Origin of the sequence: Hymenobacter sp. UV11 (genome assembly GCF_004684095.1) — a bacterium.
Lineage (GTDB): Bacteria > Bacteroidota > Bacteroidia > Cytophagales > Hymenobacteraceae > Hymenobacter.
Genome location: NZ_SRII01000008.1, coordinates 159,751 through 184,907 on the forward strand (window position 1 = coordinate 159,751; position 25,157 = coordinate 184,907).

Sequence of the window (25,157 nt, forward strand, 5' to 3'; positions counted from 1 at the left end):
TGCGCTTACTGGCCCACGTACACCTTGCCCTCTTTCATCACAAACCGGGGCCGGGTGAGGGCGGAAATATCCTGCAAAGGGTCGCCCTCCACGGCCACGATGTCGGCGTATTTGCCGGCTTCGAGGGCGCCGAGGTTTTGGGGGTCGCCGACTAGCTCGGCGGCATTGACGGTGGCGGCGCGAATGGCGTCGATGGGCGACATGCCGGCCTCGGTCATGTAGCCAAACTCCCGCGCGTTCTGGCCGTGGCGGTACACGCCCGCGTCGGTGCCGAAGGCCACCCGCACGTTTTGCTTAATGGCCCGCCCGAAGGTGGCCTGAATCTGCGAGCCAATATTGAGGGCCTTGGCGGCGATAACGGGCGGAAAGTAGTCGGGGTGCCGCCGCGTGGTGTCGGCCACCGACTTGCCGGCGATGATGGTGGGCACGTACCAGGTGCGGTTTTTGGCCATCAGCTGGATGGCCTCGGCGTCCATCAAAGAGCCGTGGTCGATGCTGGTGACGCCCGCCCGCACGGCCCGCTTAATGCCCTCGGCGCCGTGGGCGTGGCAGGCCACGGGCATTCCCAGGTCGCGGGCGGTGCTCACGATGGCTCGGATTTCCTCTTCGGTGTACTGCGCGCCGCTGCCGTCCTTGCTCAGGTCGAGCACGCCGCCGGTGCTGGCGATTTTGATGAGGTCGGCGCCGCGCCGAAACTGCTCGCGCACGGCCTGGCGGCACTGCTCGGGGCCGTTGGCTACCCCCTCGGCGGGGCCGGGGTTCAGCTTTTCCATCATAAAATCGCTGAGGCCGTCGGTGGGGTCCATGTGCCCGCCGGTGCTCGAAATGGCCGTGCCCGCCGAGTAGATGCGCGGCCCCGGCACCAGCCCGCGCGCCACGGCCTTGCGCAGGGCCGTGTTCACGCCCGAGCCGCCGCAGTCGCGCACGGTGGTGAAGCCCGCCCGCAGCGTGGTAAGCGCGTTGGCCTCGGCGCGGTAGGCCACGTCGGCCGGGTTCAGGGTAAACTGCTCGGCAAACGAGCCCCGGCTGGGCGTCGATTCGAGGTGCACGTGGCAGTCGATGAGGCCCGGCAGCACCGTCTTATTTTCCAGATTAATAACCTGGTCCTGCGGCCCGCTGGCGGCCGTGTAGCCACTCTGCACGGCCGTAATGCGGTCCTTCTCCACCACAATTGTCTGCTGGCTGAGCAGCCGGCCGCTGCGCACGTCGAGCAGGCGGCCGCAGTGCATCAGGGTTTTTTGGGCGAAGGCGGCCGGGCCGGTGAGGCCCAGCGCGGCAAGTAGTAGTAGCGGGCGGGTAGCAGTGCGCATAAGGAAAAGAAGGGGGGGTAGGGAAGGAGCTAGAAATCACCCGCAAGCTACGCGGTGAACGTGCACACGGCCTTAGGGAGTAGGAATGTTGCCCTAGTTGGTTTGTCTATGCTTATTCCTGAAGCAATAAAAGAGCGTCTGTCATGCTGAGCTTGTCGAAGCATCTTGGCCGCCTCGTTGGATGAAGCGGCCAAGATGCTTCGACAAGCTCAGCATGACAGACGCTCTTTTATTGCTTTTTCAGCAGCGAACATGTTAACTAAGCCGTGGGCTAAGCCGTTAGCCACCTACTTCCCTCACCTTAAATCATGTCTACCCCTTCTTCCTCGGTGCTGCTGCGCCGCTTCGACCACTGGGCCGGGCCCGCGCTGGCCGTGCTGGGCCTGGGCCTGCTGCTGCTCGAAACCCGCCGCCCGCTGCGCCGCCGCACCCGCCCGCGCCCCGAGCGCTGGACGCGCAATGTGCTGCTGGCCGCCCCCTCGCTGCCCGCCATGCGCCTCACGCTGCTGCCGGCCATGGTCAATTTTGCGCAGGCCCTGGCCCCGCGCCGCCTACCCCTCTCCCGCCTACCCGAGCCGCTGCGCACCGCCGCCGAGGTGCTAGTGCTCGATTACCTGGCCTACACCTGGCACCGGCTGCTGCACGCGCCGCTGCTGTGGCGCCTGCACCGCGTGCACCACAACGACCTCGACATGGACCTGACCACCGCCTGGCGCTTTCACTTTGGCGAGATGCTGGCCAGCATTCCGTACCGGGCGGCGCTGCCGGCGCTGCTGGGCGTGCGCCCGGCCACAGTGCTCAGCTACGAGGCGGTGTTTGAGGCCTGCACGGCGTTTCAGCACAGCAACTGGCGGCTGCCGCTGGCCGTGGAGCAGCCCCTGGCGCGCCTGCTCATCACGCCCCGCGCCCACGGCATTCACCACTCGCAGGTGCAGCGCGAAACAGACAGCAACTTCGGCGTCGTGCTCAGCCTCTGGGACTACCTGCACCGCACCCTGCGCCTGAACGTGCCGCAGGCCGAGGTAACCATCGGTGTGCCCGCCTACCCCGACCCGGCCGCCCAGTCCGTGCCCCAGCTGCTGGCGCTACCCCTGGCCCCGCTGCTGCCCTGGGCCCGCCCCGACGGCTCGGTGCCCACCCGCCCGCTGCCGCCTACCCCCCTCACCACGCTGGCCGAGTAGCAGTGAGCAATGAAGAGTGAGCAGTGAACAGTTACGTTCTTTACCTCATCATTGCTCACTGTTCACTACTCACTACTCATTGCTCACTGTTCATTGCTCACTACTCACTCACCTATGACTTCTCAGCAAGATTTTGAGGCTGCTGCCCAGCAGGCCCAGCAGCTACCCGCCAAGCCTTCCAATACGGTACTGCTTCAGCTTTACGCGCTCTACAAGCAGGCTACCGAAGGAGACTCCACCGGCCCGCGTCCCGGCGGCTTCGACTTCAAGGCCATTGCCAAATACGATGCCTGGCACCAGCTCGCCGGCCTCAGCAAAGACGCCGCCCGCCAGCAATACGTGGAGCTGGTAACCGAGCTGGCGGGCTAGCGGTAAATGAGTAAGGGAGTAAATGAGTAGCTTTTCCCCACATTTACTCCCTTACTCAGCTACTCATCTACCGAATGGATATTTCCCGCAAAAAGCCGAGCTACCCGCTCACGCCGGCGCTGCGCCAGTACTTGCGCGACTACGACCGTGAGGCGCCGCTGCCGGTGAGCTACGCCGATTTGCTGCGCTTCAGCAACTCGTTTCCGCTGCTCGACCGGGCGGGGAAGGACACGCTGTGGCAAACAGTTTTTTACGAGCCCAGCGCCTTAGTGGAGCTCAGCCATGGCTTGGTGCAGGTGTATGCGCTGCTCAAAACGGCCGGCGACCTGTCGTTTGCCGACGACCTGCTGGCCGACCGCATCGACTACTGCCGCTTTGGCAACTCGCATCCGTTTCGGGTGCGCATCCTCAACCAGCTCAACGACAACTACGACTATTTTTATGTCAAACAGGCCGATGCCTCGCGCCTCTACGGTCTGGAGCTGGAGCACCTGCTGTCGCCCAACTCGATGAACTACCTCGTCGACAACGGCAATACGCTCATTGAGGAACACATTGCTGGCATTCCGGGCGATGATTTTATTCGGCTGCGGCTCAACCAGCCGCACCTCAACCAGGTGCGCATCGCCAAGGAGTTCGTCAAGTTTAATGAGCGCTGCTTTGCCCGGCTGCTGGGCGATATGCGGGCTTACAACTACGTTATCGACGTGACGCCCGACTTTGAGGATGAGCAGTATCGGGTGCGGGCCATCGACTTCGACCAGCAGAGCTACGAGGGCCGCCGGGCTATGTACGTGCCTCAGTCATTCAAAGACAACCACGCCGTGGTGGAGCTGTGTGCCCGCCTGCTCAAGCCTTCCACGCTGCGCCAGTACCAGACCGAGGAGCGCACGCTCATGGCCCGCCGCGCCCGCGCCGAGCGCCACCGCCTCAAGGCCCTGCTCGACGTGATGCGCCGCCAGCAGCTGGCCCCGGCCGACAAAGTAGACGAGCTCAAAGTGGCCCTCAACCGCTATCACCGCACCCATAAGTTCGACTCCTGCGACTCGATGGGCGACGTGGTGCGCCTGAACCTGTGGGTGATGCTGGGCCCCAGAACGTTGGCTACTGTAATGCCCTAAGCCCTCCGGCGATATACTACTTCAGCACGCACATTTAAGGGCTGCGGCCCCACCTTTTCGCTATGGTAACTATTGAACAACAGGGCGATGTAGTAGTATTCACCGTGCAGGGCTGGCACAAGCTCTGGGCGCTGCGTAGCGAATTGCGCATTCCGCAGGCAAATATTAAGGGAGCCCGACGCGACGCGGAAGCTTCGCATGCCAGTGGCTTGCGCATGCCTGGCACCAACGTGCCCGGCTTCCTGAAGGCCGGCACGTTCTACCTGGATGGCTTCTTTGATAGTAAGCCCTCTTTCATAGATGTGCGGCACGATGAGAATACCATCGTAGTGGACCTGGCCGACGAGCAATTTACCCGCCTCATTATTGAAGTAGAAGACCCCGATGCGGCCGTGGCGCGGCTCACGCGGCTCGCTACCCCAACTACTTAAAACCAAAAGGCAGTTGCCCCGAGCCGGAGCAACTGCCTTTTTTTAGGGGTACATGTGGCCGGAGCTACACCACCGGCTTCGGCGCGGGCAGGTCAAAGGCTACGGCGTCGTGGTCGAAATGGCCCTTGTGCGAACCATCGCAGAAGGGCTTTTGCTTGCTCAGGCCGCAGCGGCAGATGCTGATGCGCTCGCGGCCGCCCAGGCCGTAGGCATTGCCCTGGGCATCAACGAGCTGAATGTCTTCGCCTTCTACGCGGAGCGAACCATTGGAAAGAACTGTGAGCTTAGTAGCCATTTTGAAAAATTAGGAGTGAGGAATAAAAGCTGTCATTGCTTCGCTAGGCTCGCAATGACATATAAGTGATTTACAGTTCTTTCCGTAGCACATAATCGTTCATCCAGAACGGGCCGATGGCAACATCTTCCTCACGGTGCTGCGCGAAGCCCTGGCGCTCGTAGAAGGCCAGCGCCGGGTTGTGGCGGTTCACATTGAGCTCCAGGGCTTTGCCGCCGGCCTCGCGCACGGCGCCTACCACGGCTTGCACCAGGTTCTGGCCCAGGCCCTGGCCCTGGTGCGAGGGTAGGACGTAGATTTTGTTGAGGTGATAGACGCCCTCCGGCTTTTCGGAATAGGAAGCGAAGCCGCTGGGCTGCCCCTCCACGTAGGCAAGCAAAAACTGGTGGTGCTGGTCGCGCATCTGGCGCAGTAAGGAGGCCGGCGTGTAGATGACGCGGTACATGTAGTCAATCTGCTCCTTCGAGATGATGAAGCGGTAGGTGGGCTCCCAGGTAGCTTCGGCTAGCCCAATGATGGTAGGGATATCCTGCTCGGTGGCGGGCTGAATGTGCAGGGGCGTGGCCGGAATGGCCGGGGTAGCGCGAGTGGGCATAACGAACGAATAATCGGGCGAAGGTCGGCCAAAAAACCGACTTCTACGCCGGGTAGGCATACGCAACGCCGCCCTGGCGCGTTAAGTTGGCCCGGAGCTGGCAAAGCATTTTTTGCCAGATTCCGTACTAAACCCCATGAATAAGCTTCTTTTTTCCCTGCGCCCTACGGCGTTTGCCCTGCTAGCTGCCGCGCTACCGCTCTTGGCTGCCGCCCAGAACTCGCGCCAGGACAGCCTCTTGCGCCGGGGCGACCTGGCGGGCGGGCGGCCCCAGGCGTCGGCCCCGCGCCCCGCCGCTGCTACCCGCCCTTTCCTGGCCAATGCTGACCCCGGCCTGACCAAAATCATGCACGAAAGCGTGGATGTAAACCACCTGTCGGCCCCACAATTGCTCGACGTGTACAGCCGTTTCCTGGACGCTACCCGCGACCAGCGCCGCAGCTGGGATGGCAAGGAGTGGGACGAGGCCAGCGCCACCCTCACCCGCCTCAACGCCCGCTACGAAGCCGTGCGCCTCGACCTGCCGCTCGACGACCGCCTCACGGTGCGCAGCTACCAGGGCGAGTTTCGCACCCTGCAAGGGGCGCGCCGCGTCAAAGACCGTATCGACGAAAGCAAGAGCAACCGCTAATAGCGCGAAATTTTCGCTGCGCCTTAATAGCCAATGCCTTAGGCAGCAGCAGCTAAAGGCCTAGTGATGCGTGAGCCACTGCCAGGCCGGCCCCACGTGGCGAAACGGCCGGGCCCGGAGCTGCTGCTGCAGAGCAGCCATAAACTCGGGGTTGCCGGGGTAGCTGGTGAGGCGGCTGGCAGGGTCACGCGAGAGCACGTGGGCCACCGTGCGCAGCCCTTTTTGGATGGCCGCTGGCAGCCACTCGTAGTGCAGCCAGGGCAGGGCCTCGCTCCACTCGCCCGATACCAAGCTGTGGTCGCTGAGCACCCGCTGGGGTAAGCTGCGGCCCTCAAATAGCCGCATGCCGGCTTTGGCGCCGCGCACCAGGCTATCGGCCGTGAGGTGGCCGTGCCAGCGCACATGCAGCAGGTCGAGGTGCGGGTAAAAATCGTAATCGGCCAGCAGCGCCCCGTGTTGGTCGGGCAGGCTCAACAGTTGGGTAGTGTCGGTAGGGAGAGATATCATAGCCGGAAGGGGGGTAGGAGAGTATAGTAGCGGGAAGGTGGGTAGGAGAGGGTAGTAGCTTATCTTTGACGTCCGCATTTCGTCCGCCAACTGTTTTTTAGTTTATGCACATTGCTATCGTCGGTAATATCGGAGCCGGCAAAACGACGCTGGCCCACAAGCTGGCCCAGCACTTTCGGTGGGAAGTATTTTTAGAAGAGGTCGATGACAATCCGTATCTCAAAGACTTCTACGCAGATATGCCCCGGTGGGCGTTCCATTTGCAGGTATATTTTTTGAACGGCCGCTTTCGCCAAACGCAGCACATCAAGACGTTAGTGCAACAAGGCAAGAGCGTCATTCAGGACCGCACCATTTACGAGGATGCGCACATCTTCGCGGCCAATCTGCACCAGTCGGGCCTACTGGCCGAGCGCGACTACACGAATTACTATGCCCTTTTTGAGAGCCTCATAAGCCTGGTGAACCCACCCGACCTGCTGCTCTACCTACGCGCCGACCTGCCTAAGCTCATCGGTCAAATTGAAAAACGGGGCCGCGACTACGAAAATTCCATCAGTATTGAGTACCTGAAAAACCTCAACGAGCACTACGACCAGTGGATTGCCGACTACAAGTATGGCAAGCTGCTCATCGTCGATGTCAATGAGCTGGACTACGTGCGGCGCCCCGAGGACCTGGGCACCATTATCGAGCGGATAGAAGGGAAGCTGTTTGGGCTGTTTTAACGAGTTGAGTGGGAGCTAGGCTAGGAGTGCTTGGTTGAGATACTCCACCCACGGCCGGGCGGCCACTATGCCCGCCACCAGGCGGTCGAGGAAATCAGGCGCTCCTACTTCCTCATCCGAAAAAAGCCGGACTACGCCAAAGCTTTTGAGCTTGAGATAGGGTAGGTCGGGGTCGTCGGCCGCGTAGCCGCGTGGGGGGCGGCTAAGCTGCTCCACGCTCCTGTCCAGGCCAGTGGGGAAGTGTTGGAGCAGGTCTTTATCCGCAATAATACGGTGAAAACCAGTGCTATCATAATGAATCTCCTGCCGAATGGCGGCCAGCTCGGCGGGGGTAGGGCTAAAGCGCCCGGCCCGCAGCCACGAGCCGCCGCCCGGCATCAGGGCCACGAAATAGCCAGCGCGCAGGGCGTGGCGCCCGCCTGGCACCAGCCCCGCGCCCAGGCGGCGCTTGTAGGGCTCGGGGTCGCGCTGGCTGCGGTCGTTCTTGTGCAAGCGAAACATCGTTTGCGTTGGCGTGAGGCCCGCCAGCTCGGGTAGGGCGGGCGTAGCCCGGTGCAGCACTTCCGCCACGAGGCCGGCAAAGGCATCGCGGGCACGCAGGTAGTCGGCGCGGTGGTCCTGCATCCAGGCCGTATTGTTGTTTGCCGCCAGGCGGCGCAAAAAATCCAGAACAAAGGCTATTTCCATACCGGCCCCTAAACGGCGCGGCGGGCCGGAGGTTGGCCGAAATGGAAGGGGTAGGGCAGCACCATTATGCTGGGGCGAGGGCTCGTGAAGAGCGCCTTGCCCCAGCATAATGGTGCCGTATGTAGAAGCTAGCCCAGCACCACCTTATCGCCCACCCGTAGGTGGCCGGTGACAGGCCCGGTCACGTTCTGCCCAAAAATGACCTTGCCATCGGGCTTGCGGTAGGTGGCCAGCGTGCGAAGCGGCTCGCCGGTTGGGTCTTTTTGGGCCGTGGCCTGGTCGATGGTCGTGACCACGCAGCGCCCGCAGCCGCGCACCGCCCGGAACGGCAGGTTGTTGATGCGCAGGTCGGCCCAGGCCATTTCGGCGTCGGCGACGGCCCCGCGCACCACCAGGTTGGGGCGGAAGCGGTCCATGGGCACAGGCTCGGTGAGCTGGGTATTGAGCTTGGCCAGCGACTCTTCGGTGGCCAGCAGGTAGGGGTAGCCGTCGGCGAAGCTGACGAGCGTGCCGGCCAGGTTGTACTCGGGCTCGCACTCGCGGCGGGCCATGTCCGACATGTATACCAGCTTGCAGGGCTGGCCCAGGGCCTCGCTCAGCCACTCATCGGCGGCCCTGGTGCCGCGCCAGGCAAACACCATATCATCCCAGATAGTGACGAAGAGCGTGCGCTCGGGGGTGGCTTCAAATGGAATGTAGAGGGGTAGCAACTCGGGCCGCTTCTGGTGGCGCAGCAGGAAGCCGTTGTAGGCCGGCTCAACGGCCAGCAGGGCCATTTGGGCGTGTTCGCGCTGCGTCAGGAAGCGGTTGCGCTCGTCCACTATCAGCCAGCGGCGGTCGTGGCGCAGGCCCTGCGGCGTGAGGTCGGCAGCGGGTAAGCTGATGCCGCCTAATGACTTAATCGGGTAAATAAAAAGGCCAGTGAGCGTGAGCGGCGAAGAAGATGCGGACATACCTGCAAAGGTAGCCCAGCGGGAAATTTGACCTTACTGAAGGGGGTAGGAAAAATCACGGCCAGCGTAATTCTCCCTACCCCCCTTCGGTGCGGCCAAGGCCTGTTTCCTCAATGCAGCGCCCGCTTCTTCACCATGCCGCCTTTGGCATCGTTGACGCTGTGCATGATGATGAACGCCTTGGGGTCGAGCTGGTTAACCTCGGTGGTAACCTGGCTCACTTCCAAGCGGGTAACCACGGTGAACACAATGTCAATGGGGCTGGGCTGCTCGCCGTGCGAGCCGTAGCCGCGGTGCCCGGCGTACACCGTCACGCCCCGGCCCAGGCGCTCGGTAAGGGCGCGCCGGATGGCATCGCTGTGCTCCGAAATGATGGTGACGCCGGTGTACTCCTCAATGCCATTGACCACAAACTCAATGGTTTTGGAGGCGGCCAAGTAGGTGAGGATGGAGTAAAGCGCCGTTTGCACCGATATGACCAGGGCCACGACCAGGAATATTAAGATATTGAGCACCAGCACGAAGTCGCCCACGCTCAGGCTGGCTTTGCGGCTCAGGTACACGGCCAGAATTTCGGTGCCGTCGAGCACGCCGCCGCCGCGCATGGCCAGCCCAATGCCCGCGCCCAAGAAAAAGCCGCCAAACACGGCAATCAGCATCTTATCCTGGGTGATGACCGGGAAATGCACCACCACCAGCACCGCTGCTAGCCCCAGAATGGCCGCCAGCGCTTTCAGGGCGAATTCCTTCCCCAACTGCCGGTAGCCCAGCCAGATAAAGGGCAAATTCAGCACCACCAAAAACACCGAAAAGGGCAGGTTGGGCAGCAGCCGCGCCGCCAGCAGCGAGATGCCGGTAACCCCGCCGTCAAATAAGCCATTGGGTAAAATGAAGGACTCCAGTCCCAGGCCCGCCGAAAAAATGCCGGCTACCAGGTACAAAAGGCCCCCCACCTGCCGCCGCCACGCGGGCTGAGCCGGGTGAGCGGCGGCAGGTGGGTGCGCGTCGGCAATGGCCGGGTGGCCGGCCAAAGCGGGGGTAGGGGCCGCCGGGTGGGCCGCCCGGAGCCGGCGCATGCGCTCCAGGATGAATAATTGAGGAACCATACCCCGCGCTTACGCAGAAACGGATGTTACCGCCGTGCTTACTATTTCTTCGCAGCCGCTTCCTGGCTGGCCAGGCGCACGGCTTCGTAGAGGTCTACTACCCCGCCGGTGGCGGATAACGTGCTGAAATCGGCCTTTTTACCGTCTTCGCCGGGCACCAGCACCTGGGTGTGGTGCACCTGGGCCGACTGCCGGATAATGCGCTTGAGGTCGACGGCCGTGAGGCTGGGGAAATACGACTTGAGCACCGCCGCTACCCCCGCCGTGACGGGCGAAGCCATGCTGGTGCCGCTTTCCATGCCGTACTTATTGCCGGGCAGCGTGGAGAAAATGCCCACGCCGGGCGCAAACACGTCGACCTGGCGCTTAGAGTAGTTACTGAAGCTGGCGGGCAGGTTCTCATCGTCCTGCGGGCCCGAGGCGCCGATGGTGAGCAGGTTGGGCGGCGTGGTGCCGTTGAGGTAGTAGGAAGAGGGGTAGTGCGGCGTCACGTCGAGGTTATCGTCCTCATTGCCAGCGGCGTGCACCAGCAGCACGTTCTTGCTGGCCGCGTACTTGTAGGCAGCTTCCACGGCCGGGCGCTGGGGCGAGAATTCCTTGCCGAAGCTCATGTTAATAATCTGCGCGCCATTGTCCACAGCGTAGCGGATGGCATTGGCCACGTCCTTGTCGCGCTCGTCGCCGTTGGGCACGGTGCGCACGCTCATTACCTGCACCGGCGTCGCAGCAATGCCCTGAACGCCAATATCATTGCTGCGCACGGCCGCGATAATGCCCGCTACATGCGTGCCGTGCAGGGCGTCGGGGCCCATCACGTCGTTGTTGCCATAGTTGCGCTGGTCCACGTCGTCGGGGTTGTCGCCCACAATCTCAGCGCGGGCATTGAACTTGGTGTTCATGCTGTAGTCGAGCTGCTCGCGCTGGTCCTTCATCTCGGTATCGAGCTCGGCCAATAGGGCGTCGGTATCGCCGATGCCGCCCTGCTTCATGTTCTGATACAGGCTCAGGAGGGCGCCCTTCAGGTCTTCGCTCGGAATGTTGGCGGCGGCTACGCGTAGGGTGGTCGTGTCCACTTTCGTTACCCCCGCTTTTTCCTTGATGGCAGCCGTGAGCTGCGTAATGAAGCTCTTGGTCTGGTCAAACTGGCCCACCTCGCCGGTCAGCTCCTTGCGCTTGGCGTCGTAGGCTTTCTTGGCCTTGAGGTAAAGCGAGTAGTCGGCGCGCTCAGTGGGTTTAATCTGGGCGCTGGTTTTACCCGCAAAGCGCGGCCCGTACTTGGCCACAATGCGCGTCGATTCCAAGGTTTCAACCGAGATATTGCGGCCGTCCTTGCCACCCAGGAAGTTCCAGCCGTGCACGTCGTCGATGTAGCCATTGTGGTCATCGTCAATTCCATTGCCTGGAATTTCGCCGGGGTTGCGCCACAGCACGGGCTTCAGGTCCACGTGGGCGGTGTCGATGCCCGAGTCAATGACGGCCACGATAACGGGCGCGGGCGTGCGGCCTTTCAGCAGCTCGGCGTAGGTGCGGGTGGTGCCGGTGCCGGGCGTTTTGTCCAGCTGCGGGTCGCGTAGGTACCACTGCGCCTGGGCGGCTTCGGCCACAGTGGGGCCGGCGGGGGGGGTAGGGGCAGTGCTTGCCGGGGCAGGCACGTCGGGCGTCACGGGGGCCACCGGCGCGGCGGGCGCGCTGGTCACGGTGGAGGCGACAGCCTGGGCAGGGGTAGTGGTTTGGGCTACGCGGCAGCTGGTAGCCAGCAAAAGGGAGGAAGCCAGCGCCACGCGCGGCCAGCTAGCAGGTTGGATAAGGAGCATCAGCGGGGAATAAGTCGGCACAAAAATCGGCCGCAAAAACTATAGACGAAGCCGGGCGGCCCGGTGTTGCGCAGCAGTGGGCTGCCCGGCGGCTCCTCCCAACTGCCGGGCTGCGCATTTTTGTTCAGGCTGCCGCCAATTTAGCGGGGGTTTCTACCTTAAAACCGGACCCTGCGCGAAAGAAAGGCGCGCCTAGTTGCCGCGCCAAACTCCCTGGCAAACAAGCGCTCCCTACCCCCCCTCTGGAAGCTGTTTGGGCGGTACCACGCCAACGGGCTACAGCTCCACCACCTCGCCCGACCCAAAATAATAAATAAGGCCGCGCACGTCGGCGTAGCCCAGCTCGCGAAATAGGCGGGCGTAGTCGCGCAGCCTGATTTTGTGGATGTCCTGCGGGGGCGGCAGCTTAAAATCGAGCAGCGTCACGGTTTGCTCGGCACGTGTGGCGCCGGGGCCAAACACGATGCGGTCGGGCTTGTAGGCGCGTTGCGTGTGGCCACCAATCAGAATTTCGCGCTCCGTTTCCACCGCTAGGTCGTCGGCAAAGTAGGGCGCCAGGCGCGGGTCGGCCAGCAGCTGGGCCAGGCCGGCTTCCAGCGCAGGCCTTTCTTGCTGATTGATAATGCCTTCGGCTACCAGCTGGCGCAGCGTGCGGCCCAGGTCCTTGGCCGACAGCAGGCGGCGCAAGGCGTAGTGCAGCTTGCGGTTCAGCTCGCCCAGCTTTTCCTGCTCATCAAAGTCAAACACCGTAGTAGCGTGGCGGCGCAGCTGCAAGCGCTCGGGCCAGGCCGTGGAGGTGAGGTTGGTAAGGGGAAAGTTGGTATTTGATACCTGGGCTTTAGTAGTGAGCGCATTAGGCGCACCTTGGTTAAGCACGAAGCTCGTCGCCTCGGGCTGCCAGCGGCCGAGCTGGCGCAGGTAGCCGGCCAGTAGGTCGGCCACGTCGCGGGCCGGGCCCTGCTCGGCGGCCGGGGTGGGGGTAGGGCTGAGCGGCAGCTCGCCGGTGGTTTTCTTGGCCTCGGCGGGCGCTTTGCTCAGAATGTAGAGCCGGTGCCGCGGCCGCGTAAAGGCCACGTACAGCGTGTTGAGGCCGTCGAGTAGCGTCTTTTCACGTTCCTCCGCATCCTGGTCGGCCAGCGGCGTGTAGGTCAGCGTTTTGTTGAGGCGCACCACGGCCACGTCGGGCAGCTCGGGTAGGGGTTTGTCGGCCGCGTCGAGGCGGCCCCAAAGCAGCTCGCCGGCGTGCGGCACCAGCGCCCAATCAGCAAACGGCACAATGACTACGCCATACGCCAGGCCCTTAGCCTTGTGCACGGTTGTGATGGTAATGGCGTCGGCCCCGCCCGGCGCATTAATGCTGAGCACGCCCTTGCGCTCGTCCCAGTGCGTCAAAAAGTTGCCTAGGTTATTGCCGTGTTTCAGGCTGAATTCCAGCGTCAAATCCAGAAACCGAAATAGGTAGTCGCTCTCCGCATTGGCCCCCAGCAGCCCAAATGTCCCAATGAGCTTCTCGGTCAGCTCATACAGCCCGAGGTTGCCGGTGCGCTGCTCTACCACGTCGAAGCCCAGGCCGCGCAGCTCGTCAAAAAACGGCTGGCTGCTTTCCGTGTCGTTGGCCACGTCGGCAATGTGGCGCGCGCGCGCCGGGGTGGGGGGTAGGCGGCGCACCACTTTGTCCACGAGCAGCAGCGCCTCGGCCCGCGCCAACGTATCGCTGCCCTGGTGCAGCACCCGCATAATGGCCACCAGCAAATTCACCACCTCCGCAAACTGCAAGGCCAGTGAGTCGGCCGAAATAATCGAAAAGCCGCGCTCTTTCAGGAACTTAGCCAGCAGCCGGCTCTGGCGGCGGGTGCGGCACAGCAGCGCCACATCGCGCAGGTGGTAGCCATCGGCCAGGGCCTGCTCCACGAGCTGCAAAGTCAGGTAGCAGGTGCTTTCCGGGTAGTCGAGCACCGCGTCGGGCAGGTAGCCGGGCAGCGGCTCATCGAGGTACTGGCCGGGGGTAGGGGCGTAACGCCGGGCTGGCGCATCGTCTTTGGTAAAGAGTAGCTCGACGTGCCCCGCGCCTTCGCCGCTCGGTAGGGGGGTAGGGCTGGCGCCCGGTACTTGCTGCCGAAAGCCCGGCTCAAAAATGCCCTGCACCACGTCGTGCTCGCCGCTGCGCTCCCGCACGTAGCTGAAAAACTCGTTGTTGAAGCCCACAATGGCCGGCTCGCTCCTATAATTAACGGCCAGCGCATGCGGCTCTAAATTTTGCTGCAACGTCTGGTAGCGCTCGTTTAGCAAGCGGCGCATGTTGGCGTCGCGGGCGCGGGCCGCCAGCGCATCCGTGTCGCCCTGGTAGAGGCGCAGAATCTGCTCCAGCTCGCCGCCGCGCCAGCGGTAGATGGCCTGCTTGGCGTCGCCCACGGCCAGCGAGAGGCCGCCATTGCCCACCGCGTTTTCCACGAGGGGTAGGAGGTTATTCCACTGCAACACCGACGTATCCTGAAACTCGTCAATCAGCAAGTGCCGGTATTTTTCGCCCATCCGCTCATAGATAAACGGCACCGGCTCGGTGAGCACAATGGCCGCGATGCGCCGGTTAAACTCCGAAATCAGCACCACGTTGCGCTCGCGGCTGATTTCCTCCACCAATTTATTTAATTCGCTCAGCAGCGAGGCGTGAAATAAAAACGGCTGCACCGCGCCCAGCAGCACGTAGCCCGGCAGGTGCTGCTCACGCAGCGCCAGCAGCTCGCCAAAGGCGTCTTCCAGTGCCGGTTGCGCCGCCTCGATGGCAGGCACCAAGCCGGCCTTTTTGCCCTTCTCGCTCCACCATTTGCCGCTCTCGATGGTCTTGCGCGCCGTAGCCGTCGGAAACAGCGCCTCCTTGTCGGGCGGACTCAGCCAGCGCTCCCACTTCGTGAAGTGCCCGTAGATGCCGCCGCTGCCGCTGGCCAGGTGCTCGGCCTCAATGCCCGCTGCCGCCAGCACGGCCAGTGCCTGCTCAGTCTGGGCCTGCACGGCCGCCTCGGCCGCCCGCTGCCGGGTGCGGATTTCCTGGTCGAGCGCCCGAAAATCGGCCATCGTCTTCTGGCCCAGCTGCGCCACCGCCTCGTGCACGCTCTCGTTAAATAAGGCTCGGCCGAAGTCCAGCAACTCATCGGGCAGCTTGTTCCAGTTGCGGCCCTGCTCGGCCTGGCCCAGCGCGTAGTCGGCCAGCGTCTGGCTCAGCAGCTTGCTATCCACGTCGCGGTTCACCTTGTCAATCAGCGCCGCCACCGCCGAGCGCAGCACGCTGTCCGTATCCAGTTCCACTTCAAACGTGGCGGGTAGCCCCAGCTCCCGCGTAAAAGCCGTCACAATCCGCTGCACAAACGAGTCAATCGTGCTTACCCCAAAATCGGCGTAGTGGTACAGCACCAGCCGAAACGTGGCCGCCGCCCGCACTCGCACTTCCTGCTGCCACTCGGACGGCGCGCGCAGGCTCTTGGGCAATTGCCCTTCCTGCGCCAGCTCGGCCGCCACCTCTACTAATAAGGCATCGGCCCTACCCCCCTTCTCCTGCGCAAAGCGCCGCAACGCGCCCACAATGCGCTCCTTCATCTCGCCCGCCGCGTCGTTGGTGAAGGTGATGGCCAGAATACTCTTAAAATAATCAGCCTTATACAGCCGCTCGCCCGTCGGGTCGGCCGGCTGCGGGTAGCCCAGCGCCAGCTTCAGGTATTCTTTCGTTAATTGGTACGTCTTGCCGGAGCCGGCCGAGGCGGAATAAATGCGGAAGGGGGCTGGCACTGAATTACGTTAAAGAAACGATTTAAAAGAATGGAGATTTCTAGTCAGATTTTACCGCCAGAAATGCTGGAGATATTTCAAGATGCGGATTTTGAAAGTATGGGTGGGGTTTTTATTGAACGCTTAGATTACCTAGAAAACGATGCCTTGCTAAAGCTGCGGATAAAAACTGGCTCTGAACTACCTAATCAGGTCTGGCAAGCAACAGTAAAAGATATTATTTCCGAAAAGATTTCGAGGTCTTGGGTATATGACAATGGAGCCAATAATATTGAAATCTATAATGACCATTATTTGCTTTGGGAATTTACTGACCAGCATACCGAACTTTACGTGAACGGTGCCGCTGAAAATATTTCCGAATACATTGGCGCAAGATTCTATGAAATGCATATAGCAAATTTTGGGGATTGGTTGCCACTCGAAACGTATGTGAACGGTGGAGGGCTTTTCGCAGCAGTACAAATGCTGCAAGGTTTATTTGCTAGAGGCCCGAAAAAGGTATTAAGTCAGTATGAGAAGTGGTTGAATCAACTTGGTAAACTAGCTTACACATTTGAATCAGATGGTTTGGCGGCTCACAACACTAGGAAAGACAGCTCAGACTTGCAGTTAATGATTCTAGATGATTCCTTCTTTATAGGAAAACGCTTGATATTCACAAGAATTGATGATTAACTAGGCATCAGCATCTCCGCCCATTCTCCTGGCACCCTTACCGGCCGGCCACTGCCCGCATCCAGCAGCACCCACTGCGTTTCGGCGGCGCACAGCAGCTGGCCATCGGCCACGCGCTCGATGCGGGTGAGGCGCTTGGAGCTAGCGCCCTTTACGTCGGCCACCCAGGTGCTGGCGCGCAGTTCGTCGCCGGCATAGGCCGAGCGTAGGTAGCGCACGCGGTGCTCCTGCACCACCCACACCTGGGGGGGTAGGGCCTCGGTGGGCGGAAAAAAGTGGTGCCAGTGGGCCGCCGCTACGTCTTGTACCCAGCGCACGTAGGCCACATTGTTGGCGTGGCCGAGCTGGTCAATGTCGCTGGCCTCAACGGTAAAGACGTGAGAATAAGCGTGGGTAGGGGCGGCGGGCGTGTCCATAACTTTTTTTTGAGCGTGGCGAAGTTCGGGAATTTTGTCTATCTTTGGCGCAACTCAAGGCTCTGTGGTGCTGTTCCGGTCCGCTCCGGTGTATTTGCATCTTAGGTCCCCAGCTTGCCGCCGGGCTTTGACGACACCCCATATATTTTTTTATTATGCCGACCGGAACGGTAAAATTCTTCAATGAGACCAAAGGCTTTGGTTTCATCAAAAACGACGAGACTGGCCAAGACATCTTTGTGCACGTCACCGACCTCGTAGACGCTAAGGCTCTACAAGAGAAAGACAAGGTTCAGTACGAAGAAGCCCAAGGCCGTAAAGGCCCGAACGCTGTAAAAGTGTCGTTGCTCTAAGCAATAGCCACTTTTCGTGCTACCCAAAGAGCGCCTTCCCCCGCGGGAAGGCGCTCTTTTCATTTCTCATCGAGTTCGGGCGCCGCTCCTTCATTACGCTAACGAATCGTTGTTATACTGAGTTATACTGACGAAAGAAGCATCTTGTCAGGTATGCAACTGGTTTCTATGCTACCCTCCTGCGCTGCTGTTTTGACCTGATGAGAAGTTTTTTTCGGCAGCATGCCAACTATTATGAGTTGATGCATTAGCTTTTTCAATAAAAAATCCGTACCTTTGCACCCGCATTTGAGAACGGTCCCATTGAGTGGCCGGGGTGGCCCAGGTTAAGTAAGTGGCTGCCGAGTAGTTTCCCGTTTTATCGGTCGTATTTTTTCCGCCTTGTCGTTAGTAGGAAGGTTGAGGGGGAAGAAGCGCCGCCGCTGTTGAGCCGGCTGTTTTCAGAGCGTAGTCTCTTTTCCCCCATTAGACCACCCCGGTTTTGGAAAACCAGGTGGTCTTACAACCCTATTCCGTTCCATCATGGATACCGAACAAGTAGAAAATACCCCCGCCAAAAACACCGAGAAGCCTAAAGTTCGCTTTGACGAACTGAACCTCTCCGAAGAAGTGCAGCGCGCCATCACCGAGATGGGCTATGAGGAAGCCTCGCCTATTCAGTCGGCCGCCATCCCCGTGCTGCTCGCTGGCAAAGACGTTATCGGCCAGGCCCAGACGGGTACCGGTAAGACGGCTGCCTTTGCTATTCCCGCCATCGAAGGTGTGGACGGTGAAAGCCGTGACGTACAAGTAATTGTGCTTTGCCCCACCCGCGAACTTGCCGTGCAGGTTTCGGGCGAAATCCAGAAGCTGGGCAAGTATAAGAAAGGCCTGGCTGTAGTGCCCATTTACGGCGGCTCGTCCTACGACCGGCAATTCCGCGCCCTGGAGCGCGGCGTACAAATCGTAATCGGCACCCCCGGCCGCGTAATGGACCACATCGAGCGCGGCACGCTGAAGCTCGACAAGGCCACTAAAATCATCCTCGACGAAGCCGACGAAATGCTCGATATGGGCTTCCGCGAGGATATCGAGTTTGTACTCAGTAAGATGCCCGAGAATCGCCAGACGGTGTTCTTCTCGGCCACGATGAGCAAGCCGATTATGGACATGACCAAGAAGTACCAGCGCGACCCGCAGGTAGTGAAGGTCAACCATCAGCAAATGACGGTATCCAACATCGAGCAGAGCTACTTCGAAGTGCGCGGCCCGCAGAAGAAGGATGTCCTGACCCGCGTGATGGACATGTATAACCTGAAATCGACCATCATCTTCGCTAACACGAAGCGCATGGTAGACGATATTGTGGCCGACCTGCAAGCTAAAGGCTACTTCGCCGATGGCCTGCACGGCGACATGAGCCAGGCCCAGCGCCAGAACACGCTCGATAAATTTCGTAAGAACACGCTCGAAATCCTGGTAGCTACCGACGTAGCCGCCCGTGGTATCGACGTAGACAACGTGGAGGCCGTATTCAACTACGACCTGCCCGCCGACGAGGAATACTACGTGCACCGTATCGGCCGCACTGGCCGCGCCGGCAAGAATGGCCGCGCCTTCACCTTCGTGAGTGGCCGTGACATCTACAAGCTGCGCGACATTATGCGCTTCACCAAAGCCGACATCAAACTGGCGCAAGTGCCGTCGTTTGCTGACGTATCGGAGGTGAAGACCACCCTGTTTCTCAACCAAATCAAAGAAGTGGTAGAGAAAGGCGGCCTTGATAAGTACATCGGCCGCGTGCAGCGCCTGCTCGACCAAAGCGAGGAAATTACTTCGCTTGACATCGCCGCCGCGCTGCTCAAGATGAACATGAAAGAGGATAAGCGTAACGAGCAAAGCCTCGACGCCAGCCGTGAAAAAGGGGCCACCCGTCCTGGCTACACGCGCCTGTTCATCAGCATGGGCAAGAAAGACCGCCTGCACCCCCGCGATGTAGTTGACTTGATTGGTGAGAGCACCAACCTGCCCGGCAACAAAGTGGGTGACATCGCCCTCTACGACAAGTTCAGCTTCGTGGAAGTACCGAATGAGTTTGCCGAGGAGATTGTAGGCCAGCTCGGCCGCACCAGCATCCAGGGTCAGCCGGTTACGTTCAGCATCGCTACCCCGGTGCAGGACGCAGCCGCGAAAGAAGAAGGCACCAACCGCCCCGAGCGCCGCGAAGGTGGCTTCGGCGGTGAGCGTCGCGGCGGCTTTGGCGGCGGCGACCGCCGCGAAGGTGGCCGCCCGCCCTACGGCGGTGGTAACCGCGAAGGCGGCAGCAGCTACGGCAACCGTCGTGAAGGTGGTAGCTCTTACGGTGGTGGCTACAAAGGCGGCGACCGCCGCGAAGGTGGTAGCAGCTTCGGCGGCGACCGCGGCGGTAGCAGCCAGGGTGGTGGTTACCAGCGCGGTGGCTACAAAGGTGGCCAAGGCGGTGGCAGCAGCTACGGCGGCGGCTACAAAGGCAAGCGCGACTCGGGCGAGTAGACTGCGGATTAAACAAAGTTCGCAGATACGCCCGCAAGCAGGCTGACTAAGCGGATGACATTAGAAAGGCTGCTCGTGAGGGCAGCCTTTCTAATGTCATTTATAGGAGGCGTTGAACACCAGTAAAAAACCGGAAACCTGCAACAGAAAAGGCTGCTCCTATGAGCAGCCTTTTCTGTTGCAGGTTTTTCTGACCTATCATAGTCAGCCCCGTAGGAGCTTATCTACGGTCTATTTAGCCGAGTCGCGTAGGCCGCGGATTTCGTTGTGAGCCGCCAGTACACCTTGCGACTGCTTCTCGATAATTGACTTCAAGTCGCTGGGCAGGTCCTGAATTTTGGAGGCTTCTTCATAGGCCTTCTTGGCCACATCCTCACCGCGCTCGCACTCAGCGAGAATGGCATGGCTGTCGTGGCCGGTTACGGCAGCTTTCAAGTCAATCCAAACGTGGTGAATGGTGCCGATTACCGACGAGCCTTCGTTGGTGTCGGGATGCAGGTCAAGCTTGAACATCTGGTCCTCAATTTCCGTCACGTAGCTGGCACGCTGGGCTGAGTATTTCTTGAACAGGTCTTTCAGGTGCTGGTCCTTTACGTCGGTCATCGCATCAGCGTAGCCTTTCTGGCCATCTTTGAGAACGGTGATGAGGGAGTTAAGGGCGGTTTGGGTTGCTTTGGCTTCCATGATTGGAAAAGGAAATGTAAGTTGGAAAGGTGAGGCAGTTTACTAGTCAACTGCCCGCAGGGTTACAATACAGCCTCAGAAGCCCCAATTTTGTTGCCACGCACTGCCAGGTAGCTAATCTCCCTACCCCGCTTGCATGCCTCCTGCGGTTCCCAAGTCCAGGTACGTGCTACGGTCCGACGGCGGAGCCGTCCGACCGGTTGACGGGTGCGCAGCTTGGTCAGTCGTGCAGCCCTCATTCCCGCGTCAACCGGTCAAATGGCTCCGCCATCGGACCGGAACAGGTACCCAGACTTAGCAACTGCGCTAGCTTACGGGCTGCGCTACCTTGGCTATGGCCTGGCCGGCCAAAAAGCCCGTAGTCCAGGCCGCCTGAAAATTGAAGCCGCCCGTAATGCCATCAATATCCAGCACCTCGCCGGCAAAGTGCAGGCCCGAGACCCGGCGGCTTTCCATCGTAGTCAGGTTCACTTCGTTGAGCGGTATGCCGCCGCAGGTTACGAACTCATCTTTGTGCGTGGTTTTGCCCTGCACTTGCAACGGAGTGCGCAGTAGCAGTTCCAGCAGGCGGTTTTGCGCCTTGGCCGGCACCTCGTTCCAGCGCGCCTCGGGCCCGATACCGGCTTCAGCCACCAGCGTGCGCCAGAGGCGGGTAGGCAGCCCAAACTGCGGGTGCGCTGCCACCTGCTTCTTGCCATTATCGAGGCGGTAGGCGTGCGCCCAGGCGCGTAGCGTATCGTCGGTGTAGGTGGGCACCCAACTGATAAGGGCGGTGCCGTGGTAGCCCAACTCGTGCAGCCGGCGCGCGCCCCAGGCCGAAAGCTTAAGCACCGCTGGTCCGCTCACCCCCCAGTGCGTAACCAGCAGTGGCCCTTCGTACTGAAGCTTTTCGCCGGCCAGCACCACGCGAGCGAGCTGCACGCTCACGCCGGGCAACTCGCGCAATGGGGAAGCCGGAACATTAAAGGTGAAAAGCGAGGGCACGGGCTCCGCAATGCTGTGGCCCAGCGCCCGCAGCCAGTCATAGGCCGCCGACTTGGGGTTGCCGCCGGTAGCTACCAGCAGGCGGCCCACGCGCAGTTCGGGGCCGATAGCGGCGCTACCCTCCCCGCTAAGCCGCAGGCTGAAGCCTCCTTCGGGAAGGGCCATAATCTCGTCGGCCGCGGTACGTGCCAGCACCCGCACGCCGGCCCGGTGCGCGGCATCTTCGAGGGCGCGCGCAATGGTTTCGCTGCTATCGGTGGTCGGAAACATGCGGCCATCGGCCTCGGTCTTGAGCACCACGCCGCGCTCAGCAAACCAGGCAATGGTATCGGCCACGCCAAACTGTCGGAAGGCTTCTTTTAGTTGCCGGCCGCCGCGGGGGTAGTGCTGCACCAGCTGTGCTGCCGACTCGCAGGCATGCGTCACGTTGCAGCGTCCGCCCCCCGAAATCCGCACTTTGCTCAGCAGCTTGGGGCTTTTTTCGAGCAGATAAACTAGTTGCTGCGGATTGGCCTCGGCGCACGCAATGGCCCCAAAAAAGCCCGCCGCCCCGCCGCCCAGCACGGCTACGGCGGGCGGTGGGGCGGCGGCTGAGTTTGGCAAAGGCATGCACAAAGATAGCCAGGCTGCCAGCCCTACCCCCGCATACTAGCAGTAAGGCAGGGCGGCCAGCACATCATCGTGCTGAAAGCTATAGGGTACCAGGCTGCGCACCAAGCTAGCATCGATGGTCTTGCCACCGGCGCTTCCAGCCTGAAAAGTAGGCGGTTCCATACCCAGGTAAGTAGCCGCGGCCGGATAAAAGTCGCGCCGGAGCGGGTGGGTCAGGGCGCACACATTGAAGGTATGTCCCCAGATATTCTGGGTAATAATGGTGCTGAGCACGCCAACTGCGTCGGTGAGGTGCAGCAGGTTGGTGGGGGCATTGCCCTGCGGCAGGTTGCGCCGGCCCGCCAGGAAGCGTCCTGGCGGCCGGTCGGGCCCAAAGAGACCACCCAAGCGCACTACTGTGCTAAGCCACTGGCCGTAGCGCGGCACAAAATGCCCCTCGGTACGCAGCACGTCCGAGGCCGCATCGCGGGTGCTCACGGCATCGGTTTCGTGCATCAACCGAGGCTCATCGGGATACACGCCGCTGGTAGACACAAACAAGACTGACTTAATGTGTGCCGCCGCCACCGCCCGGTGCAGCGGGCGCAGCAGCTGGGGGTAGCCCCCCGCCACAGCCGCCCGCGGCGGAATATTAATTACCAATGTGTCAGCTTGTTGCAGCCATTGCACCAGGTTGGCCTCATCGGCCGCCGAAAAGTCGCTGCCCAGTTGAAGCAGGCGAGATTCAATACCAGCCGCCGCCAATAACGGCACCTGCTCAGCAGTGGTAGTGGTACCTAGTACGCGGTACCCTTGCGACAATAATTTACGGGCTAAAGGCAGGCCCAGCCAGCCACATCCTAATACGGCTACCGTAGGGGGGCCGGCGGCCGAACCTGTACTGGGAATAGAGGACATAAAAATTATTCTCGAATGCTAGTTATCTATGTTACAAAGCTGCAAGTTGCACATGAATGTGTAAAGCTGGGCAGTACAATCAAGGCTCACTATGTGCAGGTACTTACCTTCGGGCACTCATCATGCCAGTCTGCGCTGGCCTACCCTTCAACAAAATGATAAATCCGTTTGCGCAACCCATGCTTCGCGATAATGCCCTGGCTGGTAAAACAATCATTGTGACGGGCGGTGGCACTGGCCTGGGTCGTGCCATGACTACATATTTCCTGCAATTAGGGGCCAATGTGACTATTACTAGTCGCAAACTGGCCGTACTGGAGCAAACTGCAGCTGAACTACGTCAACAGACGGGTGGACGGATTCTGGCCCTGGCCTGCGACGTGCGCAAATACGATGAAGTGGAAGCCATGCTGGCACGTACTTACGCCGAATTTGGGCGGGTAGATGTGCTGCTAAACAATGCCGCCGGCAACTTTATCAGCCCCACCGAGCGGCTCAGTCATAAAGCATTCGACGTAATAGTAGATATTGTATTAAAGGGTTCCTACAATTGTACTCTAGCTGTAGGAAAGCGTTGGATTGCCGATAAGCAGCCCGGCACTATTCTTAATATTGTTACAACGTATGCCTCCGTGGGGTCGGCTTTTGTGGTGCCTTCGGCGGCGGCCAAGGCTGGCGTGCTGGCGCTCACGCGCTCGCTGGCCGTAGAGTGGGCCAAGTACGGCATTCGCTCCAATGCCATTGCCCCCGGCCCCTTCCCAACGGAGGGAGCCTGGAGCCGGTTATTTCCTGAGCCCCTTGCCAGCCAACTTGACCCCGCTGCCAGCGTACCGCTCAAACGCGTTGGCCAACACCAGGAGTTAGCAAACCTGGCTGCCTATCTCGTGTCCGATTTTTCGGCCTATATCAACGGCGAAGTCGTGACTATTGACGGGGGCGAGTGGCTGAACGGCGCCGGCGAGTTCAACAAGCTCCAGGCCCTGACGCCAGACATGTGGGACCAGATTGAGAAAACAATGCGCCGTTGATGGCAGCTTGTGGGCGGCGCTTGCTACTTGGCGGCTTAATCTGGCTTCGCTCATAAATCGCTTTCACACAAAAGAGGCAGAACGCGGAAATAATCTCCACGTTCTGCCTCTTTTGTGTGAAAGCTATGGGTGATTTTTATTCTTTATCCTTCCTGAATGGCTTCGTAATTAAAGCTTATATCCCTGGTAATCTTTGGTAAATTCAGCAGCAGGAATTAGCTGATTAGGTACAACGTTTAGGAAAGTGTATTTTTCATACAATCCACCATCATCATACACCGTAACGGATGTGGGCAAGGAAGTTTTAGCGCTTATTACCAAAACTGTGCGCCGGCCGTATGAGTTAGGTACCTGCAAAGCTTGTCCCTCCGTTAATTTACTATCAATAGATAAACTATTGCGCTCTAAAATACGGTATTCTCCGCAGCCAAAACGGTTGGCTATTGAGTGAATAGTTTCGTTAGGCCCAGCTTTGTAAGTAATGTACCGAAATTGCGGGTAGTCGGAGCGTAAAATATACGCAGGCTGACCTTGCGCGAGCGTATCGCCGGCATACCGAAACGAACGGGTAAAAACGGTGCTGCTCTGCCCATTTGGATTGCCGAGCAAATCAGCTATCGTACCAAAGCCAGCCTGAAGCACTGTGTGGTGCTGACCCTTGCGCATAAGCGACCCCGTAGGATTCAGGCTGAGCGTGATATAAGGAAAAGAACCGGGATAAACCCAGGCGTCATTGTTATTCTGGCCAGTAACGTACAGTATCTCAATGTTTTTCTGGTTCTTGATATACACTTTTAACGGGCTGAAAGACAGCTTCATCAGCGTGAGCCCAGGCGTATAGCTGCGGCCAATGCGCTCCTCTGCATCGACCAGGCACCGCAAAGTCTTCAAAGACTGAATAGCCGAAGACAACCGCGTAATCAGCTGCTGAGTAGAAATAGGCTCCACTGGCTCACGCGAAGAGGCCTGCACGACACTACCTGCCCAAAAAAAACCCGTAATTACTAGATGACGCGAATTCACAAAAAGCTCGGAATTAGTAAAAATAATAAGTTAAAAAATTAATTCAAGCTAATGTGCGGAAAACGTGTCGCAACACTGTCAAAAATAAATAGCTCGTCAATTTCTATTCCACTAAAATATTCGTAGAGGGGTAATTTTCTCAGCACTATTTCTACGCCAGGCTCATCATCACTATTAATAGTTAGCCAGCCTCGGCTACGGTCCGCACTGATAGCATAGGTTTCAACTACGTGTTCGCTAAGTAATTGATTAACAAGGATTCGGTGCTGCGGAATAAGGGTGATAAAATCCTCGCTAAACGAATCGGGTAGGCGTAAAGAGACAAGATATGTCGGCATAAACAAAATTGACGTGGGTAGTAATAGCGAGGTAAAGCGTTTACAGGAATGCCTTTAGCAACATAGTTGCGGTAGCACCCTGTAAATTTCGCCAGAAGAGCGGGGCTACTTACAAAACTAGGAAT

Annotated in this window: 25 protein-coding genes; 10 read left to right on the plus strand and 15 right to left on the minus strand. The window is 59.9% G+C overall.

Annotated features, from left to right (window positions below; translation table 11 throughout):
• Window positions 1-5 precede the first annotated feature (5 nt).
• Window positions 6-1,310 (minus strand): amidohydrolase family protein, encoded by a 1,305-nt coding sequence (locus tag E4631_RS16660; protein WP_133657980.1) that lies wholly within the window; start codon window positions 1,308-1,310, stop codon window positions 6-8.
• 308 nt (window positions 1,311-1,618) lie between these two features.
• Here E4631_RS16660 and E4631_RS16665 point away from each other — a divergent pair, with 308 nt between their 5' ends.
• From E4631_RS16665 to E4631_RS16680, 4 genes are all read left to right on the plus strand, one after another.
• Window positions 1,619-2,491, plus strand: a complete 873-nt coding sequence (locus tag E4631_RS16665) for a sterol desaturase family protein (RefSeq protein WP_133657981.1) — start codon at window positions 1,619-1,621, stop codon at window positions 2,489-2,491.
• A gap of 114 nt (window positions 2,492-2,605) precedes the next feature.
• A complete protein-coding gene (locus tag E4631_RS16670) occupies window positions 2,606-2,860 on the plus strand; it encodes an acyl-CoA-binding protein (RefSeq protein ID WP_133657982.1) in 255 nt (84 codons plus the stop codon).
• A gap of 74 nt (window positions 2,861-2,934) precedes the next feature.
• Window positions 2,935-3,981: a hypothetical protein gene (locus E4631_RS16675; RefSeq protein WP_133657983.1), complete on the plus strand. Its 1,047-nt coding sequence runs from the start codon at window positions 2,935-2,937 to the stop codon at window positions 3,979-3,981.
• Between the two features lie 62 nt (window positions 3,982-4,043).
• On the plus strand, window positions 4,044-4,412 hold the full coding sequence (locus tag E4631_RS16680) for a hypothetical protein (RefSeq protein WP_133657984.1): 369 nt from the start codon (window positions 4,044-4,046) through the stop codon (window positions 4,410-4,412).
• Between the two features lie 64 nt (window positions 4,413-4,476).
• Here the strand turns inward: E4631_RS16680 and E4631_RS16685 are convergent, their stop codons facing one another.
• Entirely contained in the window at window positions 4,477-4,707 is a 231-nt protein-coding gene (locus E4631_RS16685; protein WP_133657985.1) for a CDGSH iron-sulfur domain-containing protein, read from the minus strand.
• A 70-nt stretch (window positions 4,708-4,777) separates the two neighbouring features.
• Window positions 4,778-5,302 (minus strand): GNAT family N-acetyltransferase, encoded by a 525-nt coding sequence (locus tag E4631_RS16690; protein WP_133657986.1) that lies wholly within the window; start codon window positions 5,300-5,302, stop codon window positions 4,778-4,780.
• A 136-nt stretch (window positions 5,303-5,438) separates the two neighbouring features.
• On the opposite strand from E4631_RS16690, the gene E4631_RS16695 reads away from it, so the two are divergent.
• On the plus strand, window positions 5,439-5,933 hold the full coding sequence (locus E4631_RS16695; protein WP_133657987.1) for a hypothetical protein: 495 nt from the start codon (window positions 5,439-5,441) through the stop codon (window positions 5,931-5,933).
• Window positions 5,934-5,993: 60 nt separating this feature from the next.
• Here E4631_RS16695 and E4631_RS16700 read toward each other — a convergent pair whose 3' ends face one another.
• Complete coding sequence (locus E4631_RS16700) at window positions 5,994-6,440, minus strand: hypothetical protein (protein ID WP_133657988.1); 447 nt, start codon at window positions 6,438-6,440, stop codon at window positions 5,994-5,996.
• A gap of 104 nt (window positions 6,441-6,544) precedes the next feature.
• Between E4631_RS16700 and E4631_RS16705 the strand changes: the two genes are divergently transcribed.
• Window positions 6,545-7,168 (plus strand): deoxynucleoside kinase, encoded by a 624-nt coding sequence (locus E4631_RS16705; protein WP_133657989.1) that lies wholly within the window; start codon window positions 6,545-6,547, stop codon window positions 7,166-7,168.
• A 15-nt stretch (window positions 7,169-7,183) separates the two neighbouring features.
• Here E4631_RS16705 and E4631_RS16710 read toward each other — a convergent pair whose 3' ends face one another.
• The 5 genes from E4631_RS16710 to E4631_RS16730 form a co-directional block, all read right to left on the minus strand.
• Complete coding sequence (locus E4631_RS16710) at window positions 7,184-7,855, minus strand: DUF2461 domain-containing protein (protein WP_166648116.1); 672 nt, start codon at window positions 7,853-7,855, stop codon at window positions 7,184-7,186.
• Window positions 7,856-7,983: 128 nt separating this feature from the next.
• Complete coding sequence (locus tag E4631_RS16715; RefSeq protein WP_133657991.1) at window positions 7,984-8,808, minus strand: MOSC domain-containing protein; 825 nt, start codon at window positions 8,806-8,808, stop codon at window positions 7,984-7,986.
• Window positions 8,809-8,918: 110 nt separating this feature from the next.
• The gene (locus tag E4631_RS16720) at window positions 8,919-9,914 is read right to left on the minus strand and encodes a YitT family protein (protein WP_240734997.1); all 996 of its coding nucleotides are present in this window, start codon (window positions 9,912-9,914) and stop codon (window positions 8,919-8,921) included.
• 41 nt (window positions 9,915-9,955) lie between these two features.
• Complete coding sequence (locus E4631_RS16725; RefSeq protein WP_133657992.1) at window positions 9,956-11,728, minus strand: S8 family serine peptidase; 1,773 nt, start codon at window positions 11,726-11,728, stop codon at window positions 9,956-9,958.
• Between the two features lie 276 nt (window positions 11,729-12,004).
• A complete protein-coding gene (locus tag E4631_RS16730) occupies window positions 12,005-15,508 on the minus strand; it encodes an exodeoxyribonuclease V subunit beta (protein WP_133657993.1) in 3,504 nt (1,167 codons plus the stop codon).
• A 30-nt stretch (window positions 15,509-15,538) separates the two neighbouring features.
• Here E4631_RS16730 and E4631_RS16735 point away from each other — a divergent pair, with 30 nt between their 5' ends.
• A complete protein-coding gene (locus E4631_RS16735; RefSeq protein WP_133657994.1) occupies window positions 15,539-16,186 on the plus strand; it encodes a hypothetical protein in 648 nt (215 codons plus the stop codon).
• Here the strand turns inward: E4631_RS16735 and E4631_RS16740 are convergent.
• Window positions 16,183-16,602, minus strand: coding sequence for a thioesterase family protein (locus E4631_RS16740; protein WP_133657995.1), 420 nt, complete (start codon window positions 16,600-16,602; stop codon window positions 16,183-16,185). The two genes, E4631_RS16735 and E4631_RS16740, sit on opposite strands and share 4 nt — an antisense overlap.
• A 155-nt stretch (window positions 16,603-16,757) precedes the next feature.
• On the opposite strand from E4631_RS16740, the gene E4631_RS16745 reads away from it, so the two are divergent.
• Both E4631_RS16745 and E4631_RS16750 read left to right on the plus strand, forming a co-directional pair.
• Window positions 16,758-16,955, plus strand: a complete 198-nt coding sequence (locus tag E4631_RS16745; RefSeq protein ID WP_068343085.1) for a cold-shock protein — start codon at window positions 16,758-16,760, stop codon at window positions 16,953-16,955.
• A 522-nt stretch (window positions 16,956-17,477) separates the two neighbouring features.
• Window positions 17,478-19,466 carry a DEAD/DEAH box helicase gene (locus E4631_RS16750; RefSeq protein WP_133657996.1) on the plus strand — a complete coding sequence of 663 codons (1,989 nt, stop codon included), beginning with the start codon at window positions 17,478-17,480 and terminating at the stop codon, window positions 19,464-19,466.
• A gap of 231 nt (window positions 19,467-19,697) precedes the next feature.
• Here E4631_RS16750 and E4631_RS16755 read toward each other — a convergent pair whose 3' ends face one another.
• The 3 genes from E4631_RS16755 to E4631_RS16765 form a co-directional block, all read right to left on the minus strand.
• Window positions 19,698-20,150, minus strand: a complete 453-nt coding sequence (locus tag E4631_RS16755) for a PA2169 family four-helix-bundle protein (RefSeq protein WP_133657997.1) — start codon at window positions 20,148-20,150, stop codon at window positions 19,698-19,700.
• Between the two features lie 306 nt (window positions 20,151-20,456).
• The gene (locus E4631_RS16760; RefSeq protein ID WP_133657998.1) at window positions 20,457-21,743 is read right to left on the minus strand and encodes an NAD(P)/FAD-dependent oxidoreductase; all 1,287 of its coding nucleotides are present in this window, start codon (window positions 21,741-21,743) and stop codon (window positions 20,457-20,459) included.
• A gap of 39 nt (window positions 21,744-21,782) precedes the next feature.
• Complete coding sequence (locus tag E4631_RS16765) at window positions 21,783-22,643, minus strand: NAD(P)-binding domain-containing protein (RefSeq protein WP_133657999.1); 861 nt, start codon at window positions 22,641-22,643, stop codon at window positions 21,783-21,785.
• A gap of 122 nt (window positions 22,644-22,765) precedes the next feature.
• Between E4631_RS16765 and E4631_RS16770 the strand changes: the two genes are divergently transcribed.
• A complete protein-coding gene (locus E4631_RS16770; protein WP_240735001.1) occupies window positions 22,766-23,671 on the plus strand; it encodes an SDR family oxidoreductase in 906 nt (301 codons plus the stop codon).
• 168 nt (window positions 23,672-23,839) lie between these two features.
• Here E4631_RS16770 and E4631_RS16775 read toward each other — a convergent pair whose 3' ends face one another.
• A complete protein-coding gene (locus E4631_RS16775) occupies window positions 23,840-24,694 on the minus strand; it encodes a DUF1571 domain-containing protein (protein WP_133658000.1) in 855 nt (284 codons plus the stop codon).
• A gap of 38 nt (window positions 24,695-24,732) precedes the next feature.
• Complete coding sequence (locus E4631_RS16780; protein ID WP_133658001.1) at window positions 24,733-25,032, minus strand: hypothetical protein; 300 nt, start codon at window positions 25,030-25,032, stop codon at window positions 24,733-24,735.
• Window positions 25,033-25,157: the final 125 nt, after the last annotated feature.